Source organism: Bradyrhizobium amphicarpaeae (assembly GCF_002266435.3).
Lineage (GTDB): Bacteria > Pseudomonadota > Alphaproteobacteria > Rhizobiales > Xanthobacteraceae > Bradyrhizobium > Bradyrhizobium amphicarpaeae.
Genome location: NZ_CP029426.2, coordinates 3,417,515 through 3,440,695, shown reverse-complemented (window position 1 = coordinate 3,440,695; position 23,181 = coordinate 3,417,515). Strand labels below are relative to the sequence as shown.

General features: G+C 64.7%; 17 protein-coding genes. 5 read left to right on the top strand and 12 right to left on the bottom strand.

Annotated features, from left to right (window positions below; all coding sequences use genetic code 11):
- Positions 1 to 9: 9 nt before the first annotated feature.
- The gene (gene katE, locus CIT40_RS15880; RefSeq protein WP_094896887.1) at positions 10 to 2,133 is read left to right on the top strand and encodes a catalase; all 2,124 of its coding nucleotides are present in this window, start codon (positions 10 to 12) and stop codon (positions 2,131 to 2,133) included.
- Positions 2,134 to 2,205: 72 nt separating this feature from the next.
- Here the strand turns inward: katE and CIT40_RS15875 are convergent, their stop codons facing one another.
- The 8 genes from CIT40_RS15875 to CIT40_RS15840 all read right to left on the bottom strand — a co-directional run bounded on the left by CIT40_RS15875 (position 2,206) and on the right by CIT40_RS15840 (position 11,378).
- The gene (locus CIT40_RS15875) at positions 2,206 to 3,438 is read right to left on the bottom strand and encodes an ABC transporter substrate-binding protein (RefSeq protein ID WP_094896886.1); all 1,233 of its coding nucleotides are present in this window, start codon (positions 3,436 to 3,438) and stop codon (positions 2,206 to 2,208) included.
- 109 nt (positions 3,439 to 3,547) lie between these two features.
- On the bottom strand, positions 3,548 to 4,459 hold the full coding sequence (locus tag CIT40_RS15870; RefSeq protein ID WP_094896885.1) for a DMT family transporter: 912 nt from the start codon (positions 4,457 to 4,459) through the stop codon (positions 3,548 to 3,550).
- Positions 4,460 to 4,541: 82 nt separating this feature from the next.
- Positions 4,542 to 4,997, bottom strand: a complete 456-nt coding sequence (locus CIT40_RS15865) for a hypothetical protein (protein WP_148667202.1) — start codon at positions 4,995 to 4,997, stop codon at positions 4,542 to 4,544.
- Between the two features lie 66 nt (positions 4,998 to 5,063).
- The gene (locus CIT40_RS15860) at positions 5,064 to 5,936 is read right to left on the bottom strand and encodes an NAD(P)-dependent oxidoreductase (protein ID WP_094896883.1); all 873 of its coding nucleotides are present in this window, start codon (positions 5,934 to 5,936) and stop codon (positions 5,064 to 5,066) included.
- 2 nt (positions 5,937 to 5,938) lie between these two features.
- Positions 5,939 to 7,070 (bottom strand): peptide chain release factor 2 gene (gene prfB / locus CIT40_RS15855; RefSeq protein WP_100298088.1). Its coding sequence is split into 2 segments (ribosomal slippage): positions 5,939 to 7,000 and positions 7,002 to 7,070, totalling 1,131 coding nucleotides; the frame shifts between segments, so codons are not numbered across the junction.
- Complete coding sequence (locus CIT40_RS15850) at positions 6,999 to 7,217, bottom strand: hypothetical protein (RefSeq protein ID WP_167443324.1); 219 nt, start codon at positions 7,215 to 7,217, stop codon at positions 6,999 to 7,001. Before CIT40_RS15850 ends, prfB begins: the two co-directional genes overlap by 72 nt.
- Before the next feature lie 43 nt (positions 7,218 to 7,260).
- Positions 7,261 to 9,771 carry a penicillin-binding protein 1A gene (locus CIT40_RS15845; RefSeq protein ID WP_094896881.1) on the bottom strand — a complete coding sequence of 837 codons (2,511 nt, stop codon included), beginning with the start codon at positions 9,769 to 9,771 and terminating at the stop codon, positions 7,261 to 7,263.
- A 311-nt stretch (positions 9,772 to 10,082) separates the two neighbouring features.
- Positions 10,083 to 11,378: an N-acetylmuramoyl-L-alanine amidase gene (locus tag CIT40_RS15840; RefSeq protein WP_094896880.1), complete on the bottom strand. Its 1,296-nt coding sequence runs from the start codon at positions 11,376 to 11,378 to the stop codon at positions 10,083 to 10,085.
- A 705-nt stretch (positions 11,379 to 12,083) separates the two neighbouring features.
- Here CIT40_RS15840 and CIT40_RS15835 point away from each other — a divergent pair.
- Positions 12,084 to 15,143, top strand: coding sequence for an Rne/Rng family ribonuclease (locus tag CIT40_RS15835; protein WP_094896879.1), 3,060 nt, complete (start codon positions 12,084 to 12,086; stop codon positions 15,141 to 15,143).
- Between the two features lie 68 nt (positions 15,144 to 15,211).
- Positions 15,212 to 16,444 (top strand): NAD(P)/FAD-dependent oxidoreductase, encoded by a 1,233-nt coding sequence (locus CIT40_RS15830; protein ID WP_094896878.1) that lies wholly within the window; start codon positions 15,212 to 15,214, stop codon positions 16,442 to 16,444.
- Between the two features lie 26 nt (positions 16,445 to 16,470).
- Here CIT40_RS15830 and CIT40_RS15825 read toward each other — a convergent pair whose 3' ends face one another.
- A complete protein-coding gene (locus CIT40_RS15825) occupies positions 16,471 to 17,307 on the bottom strand; it encodes a helix-turn-helix transcriptional regulator (RefSeq protein WP_094896877.1) in 837 nt (278 codons plus the stop codon).
- A 102-nt stretch (positions 17,308 to 17,409) separates the two neighbouring features.
- Between CIT40_RS15825 and CIT40_RS15820 the strand changes: the two genes are divergently transcribed.
- Positions 17,410 to 18,294: an SDR family oxidoreductase gene (locus CIT40_RS15820; RefSeq protein ID WP_094896876.1), complete on the top strand. Its 885-nt coding sequence runs from the start codon at positions 17,410 to 17,412 to the stop codon at positions 18,292 to 18,294.
- Positions 18,295 to 18,322: 28 nt separating this feature from the next.
- Here the strand turns inward: CIT40_RS15820 and CIT40_RS15815 are convergent, their stop codons facing one another.
- The 3 genes from CIT40_RS15815 to CIT40_RS15805 form a co-directional block, all read right to left on the bottom strand.
- Positions 18,323 to 19,657, bottom strand: a complete 1,335-nt coding sequence (locus CIT40_RS15815; protein WP_094896875.1) for a dicarboxylate/amino acid:cation symporter — start codon at positions 19,655 to 19,657, stop codon at positions 18,323 to 18,325.
- An 83-nt stretch (positions 19,658 to 19,740) separates the two neighbouring features.
- Positions 19,741 to 20,298, bottom strand: a complete 558-nt coding sequence (locus CIT40_RS15810; RefSeq protein WP_094896874.1) for a biotin transporter BioY — start codon at positions 20,296 to 20,298, stop codon at positions 19,741 to 19,743.
- 86 nt (positions 20,299 to 20,384) lie between these two features.
- On the bottom strand, positions 20,385 to 21,572 hold the full coding sequence (locus CIT40_RS15805) for a pyridoxal phosphate-dependent aminotransferase (protein WP_094896873.1): 1,188 nt from the start codon (positions 21,570 to 21,572) through the stop codon (positions 20,385 to 20,387).
- 189 nt (positions 21,573 to 21,761) lie between these two features.
- Between CIT40_RS15805 and CIT40_RS15800 the strand changes: the two genes are divergently transcribed.
- Entirely contained in the window at positions 21,762 to 23,162 is a 1,401-nt protein-coding gene (locus tag CIT40_RS15800; RefSeq protein WP_094896872.1) for a M48 family metalloprotease, read from the top strand.
- Positions 23,163 to 23,181: the final 19 nt, after the last annotated feature.

Below are 23,181 nucleotides of genomic sequence, written 5' to 3'. Positions count from 1 at the left end.
GATCCTCACATGGCCAAAACGACGAAACCAACCCGCGCCTCTGCGGGAACGGCAACCATTCATGATCAGAAGCTCGTGCGGGGTGAAGGCGGCGAACTTCATCAGACTGCAACGGGAAAAGCCCCGGTTCTGACGACCGCCCAGGGCGGACCGGTATCCGACGACCAGAACTCACTCAAGGTCGGCGCACGCGGGCCGACGCTGCTCGAGGATTTCCATTTTCGCGAGAAGATTTTCCACTTCGACCACGAACGCATCCCGGAGCGGGTGGTGCATGCACGCGGATACGCGGCACACGGGTTCTTCGAGACCTACAAGTCGCTGGCGAAATACACCCGCGCCGACCTGTTTCAGCGCGCCGGCGAAAAGACGCCGGCGTTCGTGCGGTTTTCCACGGTTGCCGGAAGCAAGGGCTCGGTCGATCTCGCCCGCGACGTGCGCGGCTTTGCGGTCAAGCTCTACACGCAGGAAGGCAATTGGGACATCGTCGGCAACAACATCCCGGTCTTCTTCATTCAGGACGCCATCAAGTTTCCCGACTTGATCCACGCCGTGAAGGAAGAGCCGGACTGCGCCTTTCCCCAGGCCCAGTCCGCTCATGACAATTTCTGGGACTTCATAAGCCTCACCCCCGAGAGCATGCACATGGTCATGTGGGTGATGTCCGACCGCGCCATCCCGCGCTCATTTCGCTTCATGGAGGGGTTCGGCGTTCATACGTTCCGGCTCGTCAACGCCAAGAACGAATCCACCTTCGTCAAATTCCACTGGAAGCCGAAGCTCGGGCTGCAGTCGGTGGTCTGGAACGAAGCCGTCAAGATCAACGGCGCCGATCCCGACTTCCACCGGCGCGACCTCTGGACGGCGATCAAGACCGGCAACTTTCCGGAGTGGGAGCTTCAGCTCCAGCTGTTCGATCAGGACTTTGCAGACAAGTTCGATTTCGACGTCCTCGATCCCACCAAGATCATTCCCGAGGAAATTCTGCCGCCCATTCCAGTCGGGCGACTGGTGCTCGACCGGATGCCGGACAATTTCTTCGCGGAGACCGAACAGGTCGCTTTCATGACCCAGAACGTGCCGCCGGGCATCGACTTCTCCAACGATCCCCTGCTGCAGGGGCGCAATTTCTCGTATCTCGACACCCAGCTGAAACGGCTGGGAAGCCCCAATTTCATGCACATCCCGATCAATGCGCCCAAATGCCCGTTCGCTCATTTCCAGCAGGACGGACACATGGCGATGTGCAATCCGGTCGGTCGCGTCAATTACCAGCCGAACTCCTTCGGCGAAGGCCCGAGAGAGTCGCCACAGCGCGGCTTTACGCCCTTCCCCGAAACGGTGGACGGCGAAAAGCGCCGTCTGCGTGCCGAAAGCTTCGCGGACCATTACAGTCAGGCCCGTCAATTCTTCATCAGTCAGACTGCAGGCGAGCAGTCGCACATTGCTGCAGCCCTGACGTTCGAGCTCAGCAAGGTGAAGATTCCCGCGATCCGCGAGCGGATGGTCTCGCATCTTCTCAACATCGAGGAAACACTGGCCAGCAAGGTCGCAGACAAACTCGGCCTGCAGAAGATGCCGAAGCCTGCGGATGCAGCCGTGCCCACGCGTCAGGATCTCGATCCCTCCCCAGCCCTGAGCATCGTCGAAAACGGCCCGGAGCGGTTCGAGGGACGCAAGCTGGGTATCCTCGTTTCCGACGGTTCGGACGCGGGCATCCTCAAGGGCCTCAAGGCCGCTCTCGACAAGGCCGCAGCGACGTTCGAGATCATTGCGCCGAAGGTGACGGGTGTCAAAGCCAGCGACGGCAGCTGGATCGAGGCCGACCAAATGATCGACGGAGGCCCGTCGGTTCTCTACGACGCGGTCGCGCTACTGCCGGCTGAAGACGCGATGGGCGATCTGCTACTGGAATCCACGGCGCGCGACTTCGTCGCCGACGCCTTTGCGCACTGCAAGTTCATCGGTTACGTCGATGCGGCACTGCCCCTGTTCGAGAAAGCGGGCATTGCCTCCGAGGATCTCGACGAAGGCTGCATTGCCATTGGCAACGCGAAAGAGGCCAAATCATTCGTCGATAGCCTGGCAAATTTGCGGGTCTGGGAGCGCGAACCCAACGTCAAGATGCCATAGAGCTGGACCAAACAACATCCTGAAGCGCGATGACGATTCATCCCGATTTTATCGCGCTTCAGGTACCCCCAGCTATTGGCCTCGCTCGTGGCCGACCTCGCCGGTGATGACATCGCCGAACAACTCCCAGGCCTGCCCGTTGAAACGCATCAGCTGCATCTGCTCGATCGGGAAGTAGTCGTCGGATGAGGTGTTGACCATGATGCCGGGCAGCATCAGGTCGGTGTGAAAATTCTTCAGGCTGGTAGCCTGCTTCATCGCGTTCTCACGCGTGAGGTTGTCGCCGCACTGCTTCAGCACCTGCGCCATCGCCTCGGCCTGGACGTAGCCATAGAGGTTGTTGGCATTGGCCTTGTCGCCGTCGGGATAGTATTTGTCCATGAATTCGCGCCACTTCACCACGGCCGGATCCTTGTCCCAGGTCGGATCCGTCGGATCCTTCAGATATGCAGTCGAGATGATGTCCTTGGCATAGTCGAGCCCGGCGGGCTTCAGCACCGACGCGATGGACGTGGCCGTGTTGGCCAGGAAGAATTTCGGCTTCCAGCCGAGCTCGCCGACCTTCCGGATCGCCTGCGCCGAACCTTTTGGAGCGGCCCACGAGAAGAAGATGTCGGCACCTGAATCGTGCAGCGCCACGATCTGCGAGTCGATCGAGGGATCGCTGACCTCATAGGACTTGTCGGCGATGATCATGTTCGCCTTGTCCCCGAGCCCATCCTTCAAGCCCTTGAACTGGTCCTTGCCGGCGTCGTCATTTTGCCAGAGCACCGCGATCTTGCTGTCCGGAAACTTGTCGCGAATGTATTTCGCGTAGATCCGCCCCTCGCTCTGGTAGTTCGGCTGGAAGCCCATCGTCCACGGAAAATTCTTGGGATCGCCGAACTTGGTACCGCCGGAAGCGACGAACAGCTGTGGCACCTTCTTGGCGTTCATGTATTTCATGATTGCGGAGTTCGAGGGCGTGCCGAGCGGCTGGAAGATCAAGAGGACCTCGTCGCTCTCGACCAGCTTGCGCGCCTGCTCGATCGCCTTCGGCGGCAAATAGGCATCGTCATAGCTGATGAAATTGATCTTGCGCCCGTTGATGCCGCCCTGCTCGTTGATCATCTTGAAATAGGCGGCCTCGGTCTTGCCGATCACGCCATAGGACGACGCCGGCCCGCTATAGGGCATGATGTTGCCGATCTTGATGTCGGTGTCGGTGGCTCCGGGATCGTATTTCTTCTGCGCCGAGGCCGGCGTCGTGACGAGCACGCCGGCAAGAATGGCGAGGGCAGCAAGGTTTTCGCGACGACCCGGCATCGTTTTCTCCCCTTACGTTTTGTAGTCTTGTTTTGCAGGGAGTGTCGCAAGGCGGACGATGGCTGGCAAGCACCACGATTTTCCGCAAGGCGAAACAGCGGATGTGGAACTAAACGCTGCGCCGCAGCAGGTGCAGAGCGCGCCCGTCAATCACCAGCAGCGCGCTGCCGATGATGATCGCGCCCGCGATCTCGCGCGTGGAAATCGGCTCCCCCAACACCAGCCATCCCAGCAGAATGGCGGTAACGGGAATGAGCAGCGTCACCAGCATGACGTTGCTCGCGCCTGAGCGCCGCACGATCTGAAAGAACACGATATAGGCGAGCGCCGTCGAAAGCGCAGCAAGGCCAAGCACGGCGGACCATGTCGCAACGCCCGGCATCGCAAGGCGCCAAGGCTGCTCCGCCACGCCGGCGACGACCGCTAACATGACCGTCGATGCCATCAGCTGGAACGTCGCCGTGCCCAGCGGCGGCGAATCCTTGAGCAATCGCCGCGCTGCCAGTGCGGCGAATCCATAGCTGAGCGCCCCGCCCAGACAGAGCAGGATGCCGAGCCCCTGCCCAGGCGTCGTCTCGATGCCCCATCCGCGCAGGATGACGACGCCGACGAGGCCGAGCGCAACACCGGCCGCGCGGCGGATCTGCAACGCTTCTTCGCCTGTCGCGGCCATCACGAGCACGGTGAACAGCGGCGTCGTCGCGTTCAGGATCGATGCCAGCCCGCTCGGAATGAAAGTCTGGCCGATCACGATCAGCGAGAACGGAATGACGTTGTTGAGCAGCCCGATCGTGACGAACGGCGTCCACCCCGCAATGCCGCTCGGCAAACCTATCCCTTGCATGCGCAGCAACGGCAGCAGCATGGCCGCACCGAGCGAGACACGTAAAAACACCAGCGTCAACGGCGGCAACTCCCGCAACGCCGCACCATTGAAGAAGAAGGAGCCGCCCCAGAGAATCGAGAGCACGGCAAGCAGCGACCAGTCTCGCGCGTCGATCCGGTCGTCTTTCGGGGGCATGGGTTTGACCTTTGCGCCCGAGCTAGACCGGACCGGCGGATTGCACCACCCGATTTCCGTCAGAAATGCAAAACGGCTCACCTCAGCCGGCGCGCAACTTACGGATCAGCGCATTCTCTGGAATAGGCTCGAACGTCCAGTCGGCAGCGAGGCACTCGAACGTCTCGTCGCGAAAATAGAACAGGAAGTGATGCGACGATGTCGAAGTCTCTTTCACAAGGGTCCAGTCGATCGGTTCCATCAGATGTGGATCGGGACCAACGATCTCGTAAAATTCACCCCAACATGGCGCCAGCTTGCCGTAGCGACATTGGCCGCCGTACCATCCTTCATCGTTGGTTGCGCCGAGGCGATATCGGTTGCAATTCGCAAAGCGAAGGACGCCGTCGTCTTCCTCGGCAAACGATTTGAATTGAAAGGGATTGAGCAGGAAGCGGAGCAGGACGTCGTCGCCCGATATCGCCACTCGCGGGCACGGAGCATTCGGCTCCGCATTCAACCCGTCGTTCAGCTTCCGAAATGACCGTCTCGCCGACATGTCGCCTCAAAGGGTGGCGTGCAAGCATTTTTTACAGGTTGCGATATCGAGTCCCGCATCGCTGGCCTATTTCTTCCGCGACACCAGCTCGATCATCCTGCCTTCGTCATCGTCCGGCATCACAACCTTGGCCTGCGCGTAGGACTCGACGGCAGCGTGTGCGACCAGCGGCTTGCCGGCCAGCAGGCTCTCCGCAAGCCTCAAGGCATAGGCGGCATCCTTGTGCCGCAGCGCCGTGGTGAAGGTCGCGCCGGAAAAATCGCGGGCAACCATGCGCTTGGAGTGGCGCTGCACCTGCGGGCTTGCGGCCACGCCCGCCTGGATCGAGTCCAGCACGAGGTTCATGTCGAGCCCGGCCTGCTCGGCGATTGCAAGACCCTCGGCCAGGCCCGCGATCTGGATCGCGCCCATCAGATTGTTGATCAGCTTGTAGACGGTGCCTGAGCCGACCGCGCCGAAATGGCGGATGGTCGAGCCGATCGGCACGAGGTAAGGCCGCGCGCGTTCGAGGTCGGCAGCATTGGCGCCGACCAACAGCGTGAGCTTTCCGGCCGCGGCCGCGTCCGGCAATCCGGTTACGGGACAATCGAGATAGATGAGCCCGCGCGCGTTGAGCTCGCGGCCCATCTCGCGGGCGTGGTCGTAGGAGACCGTGGAGCATTCAATCGCGATGGTGCCGGCCTTGGCCGTCTTGGCCGCGCCCTTCGGCCCGAGCCAGACCGCGCGCGAGGCTTCGTCGTCGGCCACCATGGTCACGACCGCGTCGGCGTCGATCGCAGCGTCCTCGGGCGAGGTCGCCCAAAGCGCGCCGCGCGCGATCAAATCTTCCGCCTTGGCCTTGCTGCGATTCCACAGCGTCACCGTATAGCCGGCATCGAGATAGCGGCCGGCCATGCCATGCCCCATCCGCCCCAATCCGATGAAGGCGATGCGGGGCATGGTCAGTCCACGTCCTCGATGTCGGCACCAGTTGTGCCGAAGGCGCGCTGCGCCAGCGTCGCGGCCATGAAGTCGTCGAGCTCGCCATTGAGCACGCCTGAGGTGTCCGAGGTCTGCACCCCTGTGCGCAGATCCTTCACCATCTGATAGGGCTGGAGCACGTAGGAGCGGATCTGGTGACCCCAGCCGATATCGGTCTTGGCGGCCTGGTCGGCGGCGGCCTTTTCCTCGCGCTTCTTCAGCTCGATCTCGTAAAGGCGTGCGCGCAGCATGTCCCAGGCCTGCGCCTTGTTCTTGTGCTGGGAGCGGCCGGCCTGACAGACCACGGCAACGCCGGTCGGAATGTGGGTCAGGCGCACCGCCGATTCGGTCTTGTTGACGTGCTGGCCGCCGGCGCCGCCCGACCGCATGGTGTCGACGCGGACGTCGGATTCCTTGATGTCGATCTTGATGCTGTCGTCGATGACCGGGAACACCTGCACGCTCGAGAACGAGGTGTGCCGCCGCGCGTTGGAATCGAACGGCGAGATGCGCACCAGGCGATGCACGCCCGCCTCGGTCTTCAGCCAGCCATAGGCGTTGTGGCCGGAGACCTGGATGGTCGCGGACTTGATGCCGGCTTCTTCGCCCTCGGACTCTTCGAGGAATTCGACCTTGAAGCCGTGGGTCTCGGCCCAGCGCGTGTACATGCGCAGCAGCATCTGCGCCCAGTCCTGGCTCTCGGTGCCGCCGGCACCGGCATGGACTTCGAGATAGGAATCGAAGCGATCGGCCTCGCCCGAGAGCAGCGCCTCGAGCTCGCGCCGGGCGACTTCCTTCTTCAGAGCTTTCAGCGCGTTTTCGGCCTCGGTGACGACGCCCTCATCGCCCTCGGCCTCGCCGAGCTCGATCATGCCGATATCGTCCTCGAGCTCCTGCTCGACCTTGCCGATGCCCGAGAGCGAATCCTCGAGCGAGGTCCGCTCCTGCATCAGCTTCTGGGCCTTCTGGGGATCGTTCCAGAGGTTTGGATCTTCTGCGAGCTTGTTCAGCTCAGCGAGGCGCGCCGTCGATTTCTCGACGTCAAAGATGCCTCCTCAGCAGCCCGACTGACTGCTTGATCTCTTCTACCAACCGTTCGATTTCGGCGCGCATGTCGTTCTCTGATGTCGCGGAATGGGTCCGCGTGGCGCGCATGATCCGGGAAAGTGAGAGGCCGCTTCCCGGACGATCATGCGCAAAGACAAAATCCAAAGCGCGATGAACATCGCGCTCGACGGGATGTAACGGCGGCAGCGCCAAAGCGCAACCGCCGGAACCGGGATCCTCTGTCTTGTCCTAAGCCTTAGTACAGCCCGCCGGTGCCCGGCCGCATGAAGAAGCCGGAATCCGGCTGCTGCTGCTGCGACGCCGGCATGCCGCCGCCGCGCCCGTCGGCATCGGCAACGCCGATGACCGAGTAATTGTCCGGCGGCGCCGTGCCCGGCTTGAAGGCCTCGAGGATGGTTCCACCGGTTTCGCCAGGGCCGGCGCGCATGCCGGTCTTGGCGACGACGCGAACCAGCTTGATGCCGGCCGGCACCTTGAACGGCACGGCAGGCTTGTCGGCGAGCGCGAGCTGGAGGAAGTCGCGCGCGATAGGAGCCGCGAGATGGCCGCCGGTCGCGGCGTTGCCTTTGCCGAGCGGACGCGGCTTGTCGTAGCCCATGTAGATGGCGACGGCGACGTCCGGCGAGAAGCCGACGAACCAGGCGTCCTTGGCCTCGTTGGTGGTGCCGGTCTTGCCGGCGATCGGCTTGCCAACCGCCTTGACCACGGTCGCAGTGCCGGCCTGAACCACACCTTCCATCAGCTCCGTGATCTGATAGGCGGTCATGGAGTCCAGCACCTGCTCGCGGCGGTCGATCAGCTGCGGCTCGGCCTGGTTCTTCCAGCCGCCCGGCGCGTCGCAGCCGCGGCATTCGCGCTGGTCGTGCTTGAAGATGGTGTGGCCGTAGCGGTCCTGGATGCGATCGATCAGCGTCGGCTTTACGCGGCGGCCGCCATTGGCGAGCATCGAGTAGGCCGTGACCATGCGCATCGCCGTGGTCTCGCCGGCGCCAAGCGCGTAGGAGAGATAGTTCGGCAGTTCGTCATAGACGCCGAAACGGCGGGCATATTCGCCGATCAAGGGCATGCCGATGTCCTGCGCCAGCCGCACGGTCACGGTGTTGAGCGATTGCCGCAGCGCGTTGCGCAGCGTCACCGGCCCCTGGAACTTGCCCGAGGAGAAGTTTTCAGGCCGCCACACGCCGGCGCCCTGCCCCTGGTCGATTTCGATGGGCGCATCGAGCACGACGGTCGAGGGCGTGTAGCCGTTGTCGAGCGCGGCCGAATAGACGATCGGCTTGAACGACGAGCCCGGCTGCCGATAGGCCTGCGTGGCGCGGTTGAACTGGCTCTGGTCGAACGAGAACCCACCGACCATCGCGAGCACGCGGCCGGTCCAGGGATCCATCGCCACCATCGCGCCGGACACTTCGGGGATCTGGCGCAACCGGTACTGGCCCTCGACGGGCTGACCGTCTTTGTAAAGCGGATCGGCATAGATCACGTCGCCGGGCTGCAGCACCTGCGACACCGCCGTCGGCGTCTTGCCTTTGGCGCCGCCTTGCGCGGCCCGCGCCCAGCGCACGCCGTCTGCCGTAACGATGCCGGTCTCGCGCTGCTTGCTCACGGCGCCGCCAAGCTCGCGGTTCGGCTGGAAGCCAATCCGCGCCGACTGGTCGCTGGTCTCCAGCACCACGGCCATGCGCCACGGCGAGATGTCCGACAGTGATTTGATCTCGGCGAGCTTCACGCCCCAATCGCCCGAAATATCGAGCTTGCTGATGGCACCGCGATAGCCCTGCTGCTCGTCATAGTTCACGAGGCCCGTGACCATCGCCTTGCGCGCCATGACCTGGATCTTCGGGTCGAGTGTCGTGCGCACCGACAGGCCGCCTTCATACAATTTCTTCTCGCCATAGCGCTCGAAGATGTCGCGGCGGACTTCCTCAGCGAAATATTCGCCGGCGAAGGTGTGGGCGCCATTGGACCGGCTGGTGACGGCCAGCGGCTCCTTGCGGGCCTTGTCGGCGTCGGCCTGCTTGATCCAGCCGTTCTCCACCAGACGGTCGATGACGTAATTGCGGCGCTCGATGGCGCGGTCACGGTTGCGCACCGGATGCAGCGTCGCCGGCATCTTCGGCAGCGCGGCCAGATATGAAGCTTCCGCCACCGTCAGCTCGTTCACCGACTTGTCGAAATAGACCAGCGAAGCGGCCGCGATGCCGTAGGCGCCGAGACCGAGATAGATCTCGTTCAGATACAGCTCGAGGATCTTGTCCTTCGAATAGGTCTTCTCGATTCGCATCGCGAGCAAGGCTTCCTTGATCTTGCGGGCGAAGGAGACCTCGTTGGTCAGCAGGAAGTTCTTGGCGACCTGCTGGGTGATGGTGGAGGCGCCCTGCGGGCGACGGTTCGAGCCGTAGTTCTGGATATAGGCCACGCCGGCACGCGCCATGCCGGTGTAGTCGATGCCGCCATGCTCGTAGAAATTCTTGTCTTCGGCCGCCAGGAACGCGTTGATCACGAGCTTGGGCACGGCCTGGATCGGCAGATACAGCCGCCGCTCCTTGGCATATTCGCCGAGCAGCGAGCCGTCGACCGCGTGCACGCGGGTCATCACTGGCGGCTCGTAATCCTGAAGCTGAGAGTAGTCGGGCAAGTCCTTGGAGAAATGCCAGATCAGGCCTGCCACGGCGCCGACACCGACAAGGAACACCACAGTTCCCGCGGCGAACAGGAAGCCCATGAACCGCACAAGCAAGCGCATTATGTGTTTATCCGTTCAAACTCTGGATCAGCCCAGTATCAGCCCTATCGGACCGCAAAACCGCACCCCAAACAGGCGCCAACCTCACGTCGCGAATTGGCCGGCTTACGACATACCATCAGTGCCGGGCTCAAGACCCTTGCCAAGCAGGATTATCGCCGATTCCGAGCCCCCTGCGGCATTTTTATAAAGCGCCCGCTGTGGCCAAACTAGGGCTTTTGCGGCGGGACTGGAAAACCCTTTCAGTTCGAACACCCCCGGGTCGTCAGTACGACGATCCCCGGGGCGTGAATTGGACGATCCCCGGGTCGTCAGTTTGACGATCCCGCCGTGGCCATCCGTTTGGTCAGGAACCCATCGATCGCCTGCGCCATCGAGCCCACGGCACGGGACCGCCAGCCCTCGGAGACCAGATGCTCGAGGTCACCTTTATTTGAGACGTAGCCGATCTCGACCAGCACCGAGGGCACGTCCGGCGCCTTCAGCACCCGGAAGCCCGCCGACTTCAGGGGATGCTTGTGCATTCGCACCGTCGACTTCATCTCGCCCATCAGAAGGCGCGCGAAACGGTTTGAAAAGGTGCGGGTTTCCCGCTGCGTGAGGTCGATCAGGATATCGGCGACGTCGGTCGGCTCCTCCGCGAGGTTGAAGCCGGCGATCGCATCCGCCCGGTTTTCAGCGTCCGCCAGCCGCTGTGCCTCTGCGTCGGACGCCTTGTCGGACAGCGTATAGATGGTCGCGCCCTGCGCATCGCCCTCGGCACGGGGCAGCGCGTCGGCATGAATGGAGACGAACAAGGCCGCCTTCAGATTCCGGGCGACCTTGGTCCGGTCATTGAGGGGGATGAAGGTGTCGTCGTCCCGCGTCATGACCACACGGTATTTGCCGGCCTTCTCCAGCTTGTCGCGGAGCGCCAACCCGAAGGCCAGCACCAGGTTCTTCTCGCTCTCGCCGCTCGACTGCGTGCCGTTGTCGATGCCGCCATGGCCGGGATCGATCACGACCACCGGGCGGCCGTCAGCCTTCTGCTGCGCCGTGTCCGGGGCTGCCGTCGCGGGAGCCGTTGCGGGCTGCGCCTCGCCAATCGTCGGCCGCAGTTCGGGGCGGCTTTCGGGTGCGAGCGACTGCACGAAAGCGGTCCGGTCGACCTCCTCCAGCTCCAGCACGAGCCGGGCCGGCTGGCCGTTGGCCGCCTCCAGCACATAGGAATTGGCGATCCGGGCCGGGCCGGTCAGGTCGAACACGATTCGCGAGCCGCCCGGCATGACAAGCCCGTAGCGGAAGGCCTTGATCAATCCGCGCCCCCCGCCCCCTGCCCCCGCGGGCAGCCGAAAATTCAGCTGCGGCACGTCAACGACGACCCGGTACGGGTCGGCCAGCGTGACGGCGCGGAAGGTGATGGTCTGGTCGAGGTCGAGAATGAAGCGAGTCTGCTGGCCATCTCCGGCCAGCCGGGCGGCGGAGGCGACTGGAAAACTCGCCGCCGCAACAACGGGTTGCGGCTGGCTTTCCGCGGCGCTCAGGCGCGAGGAATCAGCACACGGCAACGCTGCGGCGCACAGCAGAGCGCATCCCAGCAAAACCCGTTGATTTGTGCGGCTCGCCACCGATTCCGTGCCTCCGAGCAGCCCTTTTAACGCAATAGAACCACAGGGTTAATTGATCCTTAATGACAGAAGCGCGAAACTCGCTGACTGTGACCGCCGTGCGACGCTCCCTTGCACCGATGGCTCATTCCTCGTATGTACGGAATGCTGACGGCCGATATTTCCGGTTGTGTCGCATTCAGCCTCCCGGTGCAGCGCCGGAACTCTCAAGGTTTGGGAATTCCAGCGTTTTCCGTTCCTCTCAAAGACCAGCGCGGTGCGCGGCAGCGAGGTGGAGCGGGTCAAGCGCCGGTGGCGGACGGTCCTCGGGTACCTCAGTGTTTCCGGGACGGTTCTGACAGCGGCGTAACCCATTACCCGGTCCCTTGATCCCAAGGGAGCGGTTCGTGACCCCCAAAGGCGAGCGCGCTCGCGCCATGCCTGGCCAGCAGCAACTGATTGAAGGGCGGCCTCGCCGCCCAATGTTTCATACGGGCCGACGCTTGATGCGCCAGACTGTGCCGACGAATTCTGAAGGATCATTCGCGACGCTGCGGAGTGAAAATCCCGCGCGCCGCCTTGGCCCTGAGGCTTCCGGTTCGGCAAGGCGCGAGAGACGGCGTTTCGGCCTTCCCCTCACCCCCGAATCAGGTGGACCGTCGCGTCACCCGGCAGCGCAGCTCGCGCCCACGGTGAATAGCGCCCGCCGCCGCCAAGAGTTAAGACATGCCCAACAAGATGTTGATCGATGCCACCCACCCGGAAGAGACCCGGGTCGTCGTGGTCCGCGGCAATCGCGTCGAAGAGTTTGATTTCGAGACCGCGCAACGCAAGCAACTTCGCGGAAATATCTACCTCGCCAAGGTCACGAGGGTCGAACCCTCGCTCCAGGCCGCTTTCGTCGAATATGGCGGCAACCGCCACGGCTTCCTCGCCTTCAGCGAAATCCATCCCGACTATTATCAGATCCCGGTCGCCGACCGGCAGGCGCTGATCGAGGCCGAGGAACAGGCCCATCGCGAGGCCGAGGAAGAGAGCGAGAACCGCTCCCAGGGCCGCCGCCGCTCGCGCCACCGCAACTCCCGCCGCCGCGGTCATGGCGAGCGCGTCCGCAGCGAAATCGTTGAAGGCACCGATTCCACGGCCCAGCCGGTCGAGGGCGAGGCCCTGCTCACCGAAGGCGCGTCGCACGAAGGCGAGCATCTGCACGCCGACGCGGAGCATCAGGGCGAGCACGATCACCACGAACATGGCCATCATGATCACCACGATCATGACCACGAAGAACACGCGCACGACCATCATGCCCATGGCGACGATCACGCGCATGATCATGACCATGGCCACGATCATCACGAGCATCATCATGTCGATGAGACCCCCGCGCCTGTCGCCGCCGTCGGCGCCGAGCCCGTGGTTGCTGCCGAACCGCAGGAGGCCCAGACCTTCGAGGCTCACGCCTCCGAGTCCCACGAGACGCATGCCGAAGATCTCGCCGAGGCCGTGACCGCTTCGACTGAGCCGGCCGACGCCGTCTACGGCGAGGCCCCGCATGCCGAGGCTGCGGAAACGACCGGCGAAGACGACGAGGATGAGGACGAGGACGACGAGGAAGCCGAAGAGGAAGTCGTCGAATCCGTCGGCGGCGACGACGTGCTGGAGGAAGTGCCGGAGCGAACCTTCCGCCCGCGCCGCCAGTACAAGATCCAGGAAGTCATCAAGCGCCGCCAGGTGATGCTGGTGCAGGTCGTCAAGGAAGAGCGCGGCAACAAGGGCGCGGCGCTGACCACCTACCTCTCGCTCGCCGGCCGCTATGCCGTACTGATGCCGAACACCGCCCGCGGCGGCGGCATCAGCCGCAAGATCACCAGCGCTCAGGACCGCTCGCGCCTGAAGGAAGTGGTGCAGGATCTGGACGTGCCGGAGGGCATGGGCATCATCTTGCGCACCGCCGGCGCCGCCCGCACCAAGCCCGAGATCAAGCGCGACTTCGAATATCTGATCCGGATGTGGGAAACGGTGCGCGACCTGACGCTGAAGTCGCAGGCCCCGACCCTCGTCTACGAGGAAGGCTCGCTGATCAAGCGCTCGCTGCGTGACCTCTACAACAAGGAGATCGACGAAATCTCGGTTGCCGGTGAAGCCGGCTACCGCGAAGCCCGCGACTTCATGAAGATGCTGATGCCCGCCAATGTCAGCGCGGTGAAGCAGTATCGCGACGGCCAGCCGCTGTTCTCGCGCATGGGCGTCGAAAGCCAGCTCGACGCGATGTTCTCGCCGACTGTGCAGCTGCGCTCCGGCGGCTACATCGTGATCAACCAGACCGAGGCGCTGGTCTCGATCGACGTCAACTCCGGCCGCTCGACCCGCGAGCACCATATCGAGGACACCGCGCTCAAGACCAATCTGGAAGCGTCCGAAGAGGTCGCCCGCCAGCTCCGTCTGCGCGACCTCGCCGGCCTGATCGTCATCGACTTCATCGACATGGACGAGAAGCGTAACAACCGTGCGGTCGAGCGCAAGCTGTCGGATTGCCTGCGGCAGGACCGCGCGCGCATCCAGGTCGGCCGCATCTCCCATTTCGGCCTGCTCGAGATGTCGCGCCAGCGCATCCGCGCCAGCGTGCTCGAGAGCTCGACCGACCCGTGCCCGCATTGCGGCGGCACCGGCCATGTCCGCTCGGTGTCTTCGGTGGCGCTGCAGCTGCTGCGCGGCCTCGAAGAGATCCTGATGAAGGGCGCGACCCACAATCTGGTGGTCCGCACCCGCACCGACGTCGCACTCTATGTGCTGAACCACAAGCGCGGCCATCTGCGCGACCTCGAGAACGGCTTCAAGGTGACGCTGTCGGTCATCGCCGATCCCAGCGTGTCGGGACCGCAGGCCTATCTGATCGACCGCGGCGAGCAGGTGCATACGCTGGAGGCCGCCAAGGCGCTGCTCGCGGCGCAGGCCGCGGCGAGCCCGCCGCCGCTGGCGGAAGAAGCCTTTGACGACGAGGACGGTTTCGACATTGAGACCGAATCCGAAGTCGAGACCGAGGAAAGCGAAGGTCTCGCTGAAGAGGCCGCGGGCGAGGCAGGTTCCGAGCAGGACGGCCAGCGCCGCAAGCGCCGCCGGCGCCGGCGCGGCCGCGGTGGCCAGCGCGACGGCGAGTTGCGTGAGGATAGCCCAGCCACCCTCCCCGAGCCGGCTATCGCGGCTGGCGAAGGCGATGAGGATGCCGACACCGAGCAGGAGGGCGAAGAGGGCGAGGAACAGGCGGCCCGCGGCGAGCAGCAAGGCAGCGCCGACCGCCGCCGCCGGCGTGGTCGTCGCGGCGGACGCCGTCGGCGTGGCAGCGGCGAGGAGGGTCTTGCCGGCTCGATCGGTGACGAACTCGGTACCAGTCAGCCGTCGGAAGCATCCGACGCCGTGGCCGATTTCGACGGCTTCGGCAGCGAGGCTGCGCCCTCGATCGCGCAGGCCGAGCACACCGCCGAGCCTCAGGTCTCGCAGCCCGAGCCGCGCGCCGAGGTGCAGACCGAGGTGGCGCCGGCCCAACCGGAGCCCGTTGCCGCAGAGGAAGAGCCCGCCGACGACAAGGCCGCGCGGCGCCGCTCCACGGTCCGGGAAAAGGTGAGCTTCCTGTCGAGCAGCCCGAGCGAGCCGACAGCCCCGGTTGCGCAGGCGCCTGAGCCGGCCACTCCGCCGGCAGCCGAGCCCGCGCAGGAACCGGCAAGCGAAACGCCGGCCGCGCCACGTCGCGCCGGCTGGTGGTCACGCCGCTTCGGCGGCGGCGAATAAAACCGAACATTCGAGAGAAAACGCCCGGGTCAAGCCGGGCGTTTTTTGATTTGGCGAGGTCAGTTTCAATGCAAAGCGCAATCGTTCTCGGCGGCGGCATGATCGGCGTGAGCGCGGCGCTGCACCTCCAGCAGCGCGGCTGGGCCGTCACGCTCGTCGATCGCAGGGAGCCGGGCCGCGAGACCAGCTACGGCAACGCCGGGATGATCCAGGCCGAAGCGGTCCGCCCCTATCCGATGCCGCGGGACCTTGCGACGCTCCTGAAGATCGCGACCGGCCGCACCAACGACGTGCGCTACAGCCTGTCGTCGCTTCATCTCCATATCGAGCCCCTGCTCCGCTACTGGTGGCATTCGGCACCGAAGCGCCATCGCGAGGCAATCGAGGCATGGGCGCGGCTGATCGCCTACGCGACGAGCGAGCACGACATCCTCATTCGCGAGGCCCATGCCGACAATCTGATCCGCCGCGCCGGCTATCGCGCGCTCTATCGTGATGCTGCCGCCCTGGAGCACTCGATCAAGGACGCCGAACAAGACCGGCGCGAGTTCGGCGTGAATTTTCGTGTGCTGTCGGGCAGCGAACTGGCCAGGGCCGAGCCGGTCCTGCGCGACGATCTCCCCGGCGCCATCCATTGGCTCGACACCTGGACCGTGTCCGATCCCGGCGCGCTGGTGACCGCCTATGCCGAGCTGTTCCAGCGTCTCGGCGGCACGATCGTGATCGGCGATGCGCAGTCGCTAAAGCAGAGCGCGACCGGCTGGTCGGTCGATACCGATCAGGGACGCATCGACGCCGCCCATGCGGTCGTGACACTCGGGCCGTGGTCGCCCGATTTGTTGCACAAGTTCGGCTATCGCATTCCGCTGGTGCGCAAGCGCGGCTACCACATGCATTACAGCGGCGGCGCTTCGCTCGACCTGCCGCTGATCGACAAGGGTAACGGCTACGCCATGGGGCCGATGGCCAAGGGCGTTCGCATTACCACGGGAGCGGAGCTGACGCGCCCCGACGCGCTCGCAACGCCGGTGCAGCTCGCAGCCGCGGAGGCTTCCGCACGCGAGCTGATCGACCTCGGCCAACGCGTCGAGCCGGATCCGTGGTTCGGCACCCGCCCCTGCACGCCCGACATGCTGCCGGTGCTCGGGCAAGCGCCGGGTCATCCGGGCCTCTGGATGAATTTCGGCCACGGCCACCAGGGCTTCACCCTCGGCCCGGCGACGGGACGCCTGCTTGCGGAGGTGATGAGCGGCGAGACGCCTGCGATCGATCCGACGCCGTACCGGCCGGGGCGCTTCTAAGCCGTCGGGCAAGCTGCCTGCTCCCGTCAATCCGTTCGCGCCGCGAGCAGCTTTCTGATGCGCTCGGCATCTTCAGGCGTCGCCGGGTTGTAGACGATCATGCTGAGATCGGAGCGGCCCTCGACGCTGAAGCTCGAATATTCGAACGACATCATGCCGTGAACCGGGTGGAGCAGCCGCTTGGTGCCGTCGCCATGATGGCGCACGTCGTTGTCGCGCCAGAGCGCTGCGAATTCCGGACTGGTGCGGCAGAGCTCATCGACGAAGTCGGCAACATGCGACACCGCGCCCGCGCGCGCGGCATCCGCCCGGAACGCCGCCACGACGAAGCGCGCCACGCTGTCCCAGTCATATTGCGCCGCGCGCACGCGCGGGTCGCAGAAGATGAAGCGAAGGATATTGCGCTGTCCCGGCGGGATCGCGCCGTAGTCCGTCAGCACGGTGCTTGCAGCCCGATTCCAGGCGACGACGTCCCAGGTTGCGGTCCGCACCAGTGCCGGGCTGAATGCGAGCGCGTCGAGCACGCGCTGCAGCCGCGGCGAGACGCCTTCGCTGGCCTGGTAGCGCACCTCGGGCGGGCGGCCGAGGCCGATCAGGAACAGATGCTCGCGCTCGACATCGGTCAGCAGCAAGGCGCGGGCGATGCGGTCGAGCACGTCGGCCGAGGGCGCTCCGCCGCGGCCCTGCTCCAGCCAAGTGTACCAGGTCGGGCTGATATTGGCGCGCTGCGCCACCTCCTCGCGGCGCAGCCCTGGCGTGCGCCTGCGGCTGCCGGCAAAACCGAACGCGGCGGCATCGAGCCGGGTCCGGCGGTCCTTCAAATAGGCCCCGAGCAGGTTTTCGACGGATGCGGTCTCGCTCATCCTGTTAGCTACTATACCCCGATAAGGTCACTGCTTTACCTGGATAAATCTAGCGCCGATGTTCGTCTCCGCCAACCCCGATTGCCTCCTTGGAGATTGCTCATGCGTGTATTCGTCACCGGCGCCACCGGTTTCGTCGGCTCCGCCGTCGTTGCCGACCTGATCGCCGCCGGACATCGCGTTGCCGGCCTTGCCCGGACCGACGCTGGTGCCGCCGCCCTCACCGCGATGGGCGCGGAGGTCCATCGCGGCTCGCTTGAGGATCACGCCTCGTTGCGCAGCGGCGCGGCCGCCTCCGACGGCGTGCTTCACCTCGCATTCAACCACGACTTCTCGAAGTTCACCGAGAATTGCGAGCTCGACCGCCGTGCGATCCTCGCGCTCGGCGACGAACTGAAAGGCTCCGAGCGTCCGCTGATCGTCACCTCGGGCGTCGCGCTGCTCGCGCCCGGACGGGTCGCGACCGAGGACGATGCGGCGGCCCGCCACTTTCCGCGCGTGTCGGAAGCGACCGCCGAAGAGCTCGCCGACCGCGGCGTCCGTGCCGGCATCGTGCGGCTGCCGCCCACGACCCACGGCGAGGGCGACCACGGCTTCGTCCCGCGCCTGATTGCGATTGCCCGGGAGAAAGGAGCTGCGGCCTTTGTCGACGACGGCATGCACCGCTGGCCCGCCGCCCATCGCCTCGATGCCGCGCGCGTCTATCGCCTCGCGCTGGAGCAAGGCGCATCCGCTCGCCGCTATCACGCCATCGCCGAAGAAGGCGTGCCGTTCAAGGTGATCGCGGGGGTGATCGGCAAGAGGCTCGGCGTGCCCGTGATCTCGAAATCGCCCGACGAGGCCGAATCTCATTTCGGCTGGTTCGCGCGGTTTGCGGCCGTCGACGTTCCGACCTCGAGCGCGAAGACGCGGGCCGCGCTCGGCTGGGCGCCCAAGGAAAAAGGGCTGATCGAGGATCTCGACCAGCCCCATTACTTCAAGGTCTGACAACGCAGCTCGCGTTGTCAGATCCAGATTAGTCCGTCGTGATCGCCGTCTCCATGTCGGTCGGATCGATCTGCCTGGAGAGGTTTGCGTTGAGCTTGTCGCGGTCGAGTTCACCCTCCCACCAGGCGACGATCACGCAGGCGACTCCGTTGCCGCACAGATTGGTCAGGGCTCGGCACTCGCTCATGAACTTGTCGATGCCGAGCACGATCGCCATGCCCGGCACGAGGCGCGGATCGACCACGGCCAGCGTCGCCGCCAGCGTGATGAAGCCCGCACCAGTGATGCCGGAGGCGCCCTTCGATGTCAGCATCGCCACGACCAGGATGGTCAATTGCTGACTGAAGCTGAGATCGTAGCCGAGCGCCTGCGCGATGAAGAGCGTGGCCAGCGTCATGTAGATGTTGGTGCCGTCGAGGTTGAACGAATACCCCGTGGGCACCACGAGGCCGACCACCGACTTGGAGCAGCCGAGACGCTCCAGCTTTTCCATCAGGGACGGCAGCGCGCTTTCCGAGGACGAAGTGCCGAGCACGATCAGCAATTCGTCCTTGATGTAGGCCAGGAAGCGGAAGATCGAGAATCCAGCCAGGCGCGCGATGATGCCGAGCACGACGAAGACGAACAGCGCCGCGGTCAGGTAGAACGTGGCGATCAGCCCGATCAGATTGAGGATGGCGCCGGTGCCGAACTTGCCGATCGTGTAGGCCATCGCACCGAACGCACCGATCGGCGCCGCGCGCATCACGATGGAGATGACGCCGAACACGGCATGGGCGGCGTCATCGATGAAGCTGCGGATGGTGTGGCCGCGCTCGCCGAGGCTCATGATCGCGAAGCCGAACAGCACCGAGAACAGCAATACCTGAAGGATCTCGCCTTGCGCGAACGCGCCGACCACGGTGTCCGGAATGATGTGCAGCACGAAGTCGACGGACTTCTGCCCGGCAGCCTGCTTGGCGTAATTTGCAACGGCCGCCTCGTTTGCCGCCGCATTGCCGAAGCCCGCGCCCGGCCTGGCGAGATTGCCGACGAGGAGACCGATGACCAGCGCGAAGGTCGAGACCACCTCGAAATAGACCAGCGCCTTGACGCCGATGCGGCCGACCTTCTTGGCGTCCTGGATGTGGGCAATGCCGGAGACGACGGTGCAGAAGATGATCGGCGCGATCACCATCTTGATCAGCTTGATGAAGCCGTCGCCGAGCGCCTTGATCCATTCGTTGGTGGCAACCGTCGGCCAGAGCCAGCCGACGATGGCGCCGAGCACGATGGCGATCAGCACCTGGACGTAGAGAACCTTGTACCACGGCTTGGCGACGGGCGGCGCGACCGGCGCCCCCGTCATGGTTGTCGTCGTCATCGTTTACTCCCCCTCAAAATACTGGGCCAGCCAAGATCAACTTGGCCGGCCCTGTCAATCGGAACCGCTTGCTCCTGCGCCTTTTACCGACGGCGATCGATCAATCTGCGCGCTGCCGGCATCAACGTTGCGCCAAGCGCATTCTTCACCAGCGAGGCCGCAACGAACGGCACGATGCCGACCTGAAACGCCTTTGCAGCGCCCAGCCCGAGGCCGAACGCCAGCCAGCCAAAGCCGGCTGCCAGAATGACGATATGACCGACAGCCATCGCTGCGAACAGCAGCATCACGCTGCGATCCCAACCACGTTCAGCGAGCCAGCCGGTCACGAAAGCGGCTGCAATGAAGCCGAACAGATAGCCCGCGGTCGGGCCAAACAGCGGTGCAAGTCCGCCCACCGGCCCGGCAAACACCGGCGCGCCAAGCGCACCTTCGGCGAGGTAGGCAATCATGGTTGCGCTGCCAAGACGCCAGCCATAGGCGGCGCCGATCATCAGCACCACCAGCGTCTGCAACGTCATGGGCACATAGGGCAGCGGCAGATTGACCTTGGCTGACAGCGCCATCAATGCGGTGCCGAGCGCAACCAGAACGACGGCACGCACCGCGCCAACGGCTTCGCCCGGTCGGGTCGGCCACATCAATGCGGCGAGAGGAAAATGCGTGGCAGGGGTCGGGACAGATCGGTCAGACAAGTTGAACTCCGGAATTGGTCGAAAACTGGCGGCTATTTAAGCCAGTGAGCGATCCGGTCAACTGCCTCGCGCATCTCGCCGGGCGAGCGCGCATAGGAAAGACGGATGAAGGAGCGGCCATGAACAGGATCGAAATCGAGCCCCGGCGTGGCCGCGACGCGCGCCTGTTCGAGCATCTGCTTGGCGAATTCGAAACTGTCGGAGGTGAAGTCCGAGACGTCGGCATAGAGATAAAATGCACCATCGGCAGGCAGGAACTTGGTGAGGCCGGCTTTCGGCAGACCCTCGATCAAAATCCGCCGGTTTTCCTGATAGCCGTGCTTGATCGCCTCCATCTCGGCCGCACCGTCGAAGGCGGCTTCGGCGGCAATCTGCGAGAGCGACGGCACCGAGATCGAGAGGTTCTGCTGCAACCGCTCGATCGGCCGCACCAGGATGTCAGGCACGACCATCCAGCCGACGCGCCAGCCGGTCATGCAGAAATATTTCGAGAACGAGTTGATCACGAGTGCGTGCTCGGAGAGCGCTGCCGCGGTGACTGCCGGAAACGCATAATCGAGCCCGTGATAGATTTCGTCCGAGATGAAGCGGATGCCGGCGTCTTCGGCGGCCGTCATCAGTCCTGCGAGCGCTTCGCGCGACATCATCGTTCCCGTCGGATTGGCGGGACTGCCGACCAGCACACCCTTCAGCGGCGCCTTGCGATGCGCCGCGAGCAACGCCTCGCCGGTGAGCGCATGGCGCGTCTCGTGGGTGGTCTCGATCAGCACCGGCTCGCAGCCGAGCGCGGTAAGGATATGGCGATAAGGCGGATAGCCGGGCACCGTCACGGCGACGCGGTCGCCGGGCTCGAACATCGACAGAAAGGCCAGGATGAACCCGCCGGAGGAGCCGGTGGTCACCACGATCCGGTCAGGGCTGACGTCGCAGCCATAGGCATCGCGATAATGGCGCGCGATGCGCTGCCGCAGGCTGGGAATGCCAAGCGCAGAGGTATAATCGATCCGCCCGGCCTCCAGCGCCGCGTGGGCAGCCGCGATCGCGGTGCTGGGCGCCCCGGCCGCGGGCTGGCCGACCTCCATATGAATGACATGGCCGCCGGCGGCCTCGATTCGGGCGGCCGCGGCCATGACGTCCATCACCATGAACGGGGGAACATCGCTGCGGCGGGAGGGCTCGAGCCACTGCCCCAACCGGGTCCTCAATGTCGCATCGTGCATCGATTTCTGCTATTCGCTGGCGGACCGGTGCGTCTGGTCCGTAAAACGGGGCGCTTGCGCCCCAGACTGGCCGCATTGTACGGCTCATAAGGGTAACGCTCACAAGGGCATATCGCGTATCCGGTCCGCCGCCAATCGCCAAAACCAATCACGAAACCGCTGTCCTGACCGTTTGACCAAGACCGTTTGATGTCGTTCCAGATCGCATTGCGCAAGAAGGCTTCCGCCCTCATCGCCCTCGTCACGGCCGCGGCGATCGCTCTGCTGCCGCTCCCGGCGGCGCGGGCGCAGCAGAAGGGGCCGCCGGTCCTGCGCGACACCGAGACCGAGCAGCTGCTGCGCGAATACACGCGCCCGATCCTGCGTGCTGCGGGTCTGGAGAAGCAGAACATCCAGATGGTGATCATCAACGACAGCTCGTTCAACGCGTTCGTCGCCGACGGCCGCCGCATCTTCGTCAATTACGGCGCACTGCTTCAATCGGAGACGCCGAACCAGATCATCGGCGTGCTGGCGCACGAGACCGGGCATCTGGCCGGTGGCCATCTGTCCAAGCTGCGCGAGCAGCTCGCCGCCGCCCAGACCCAGATGATCATCGCGATGCTGCTCGGCGCGGGCGCGATCGCCGCGGGCAGCACCCAGCGCAGCAGCGCAGGCAACAACGGGCTCGCCAATGCCGGCGCCGCCGCGATCTCCGCTCCGCAGGAGGTGATCCGCCGGACGCTATTGTCCTACCAGCGCCAGCAGGAGGAGAACGCCGACCGCGCCGGCGTGAAATTCCTGACCGCGACCCAGCAATCGCCGAAGGGCATGTACGAGACCTTCAAGCGCTTCACCAGCGAGAGCCTGTTCGCCGCGCGCGGCGCCGATCCCTATCTGCAGTCGCATCCGATGCCGGCCGAGCGCGTCGCCGCGCTTCAGGAATTCGCCAGCACCAGCCCCTACTGGAACAAGAAGGACGATCCTGCGCTGCAGCTCCGCCACGACATGGTTCGCGCCAAGATCTCCGCGTTCATGGAGCGGCCGGAAACGGTGTACCGCCGCTATCCCCAGACCAACGACAGCATGCCGGCGCGCTATGCCCGCGCCATCAGCACCTATCTGCACGGCGATCTGCGCAGCGCGCTCGCCCAGATCGACGCACTGATCCAGGTCCAGCCCAACAACCCGTACTTCTACGAGGTGCGCGGCCAGGCCCTGTTGGAGAGCGGCAAGCCGGCCGAGGCGATCGCGCCGTTGCGCAAGGCCGCACAGCTTTCCAACAATGCCCCCCTCATCGAGATGTTACTTGGGCAGGCTCTGGTTGGAACCGATAATAAAGCCTACACCGACGACGCTGTTCGGATTCTGCGCGGTGCGGTAGCCCGAGAGCCCGAGGCGGTGCTCGGCTTTACCCAGCTCGCGATGGCCTATGGCCGGAAGGGCGACTATGCCGAAGCGGATCTGGCCTCGGCGCAAGCCGCTTACCTGCGCGGCGACAACAAGACCGCCCGCGAGCTCGCCACGCGCGCGAAAACCCGTTTCGCCGTCGGCACGCCCGGGTGGGTCAAGGCCGACGACATCGTGGCGGCGAAGCCGCCGAAGAACTGACGAACTCGAACGACGCCCG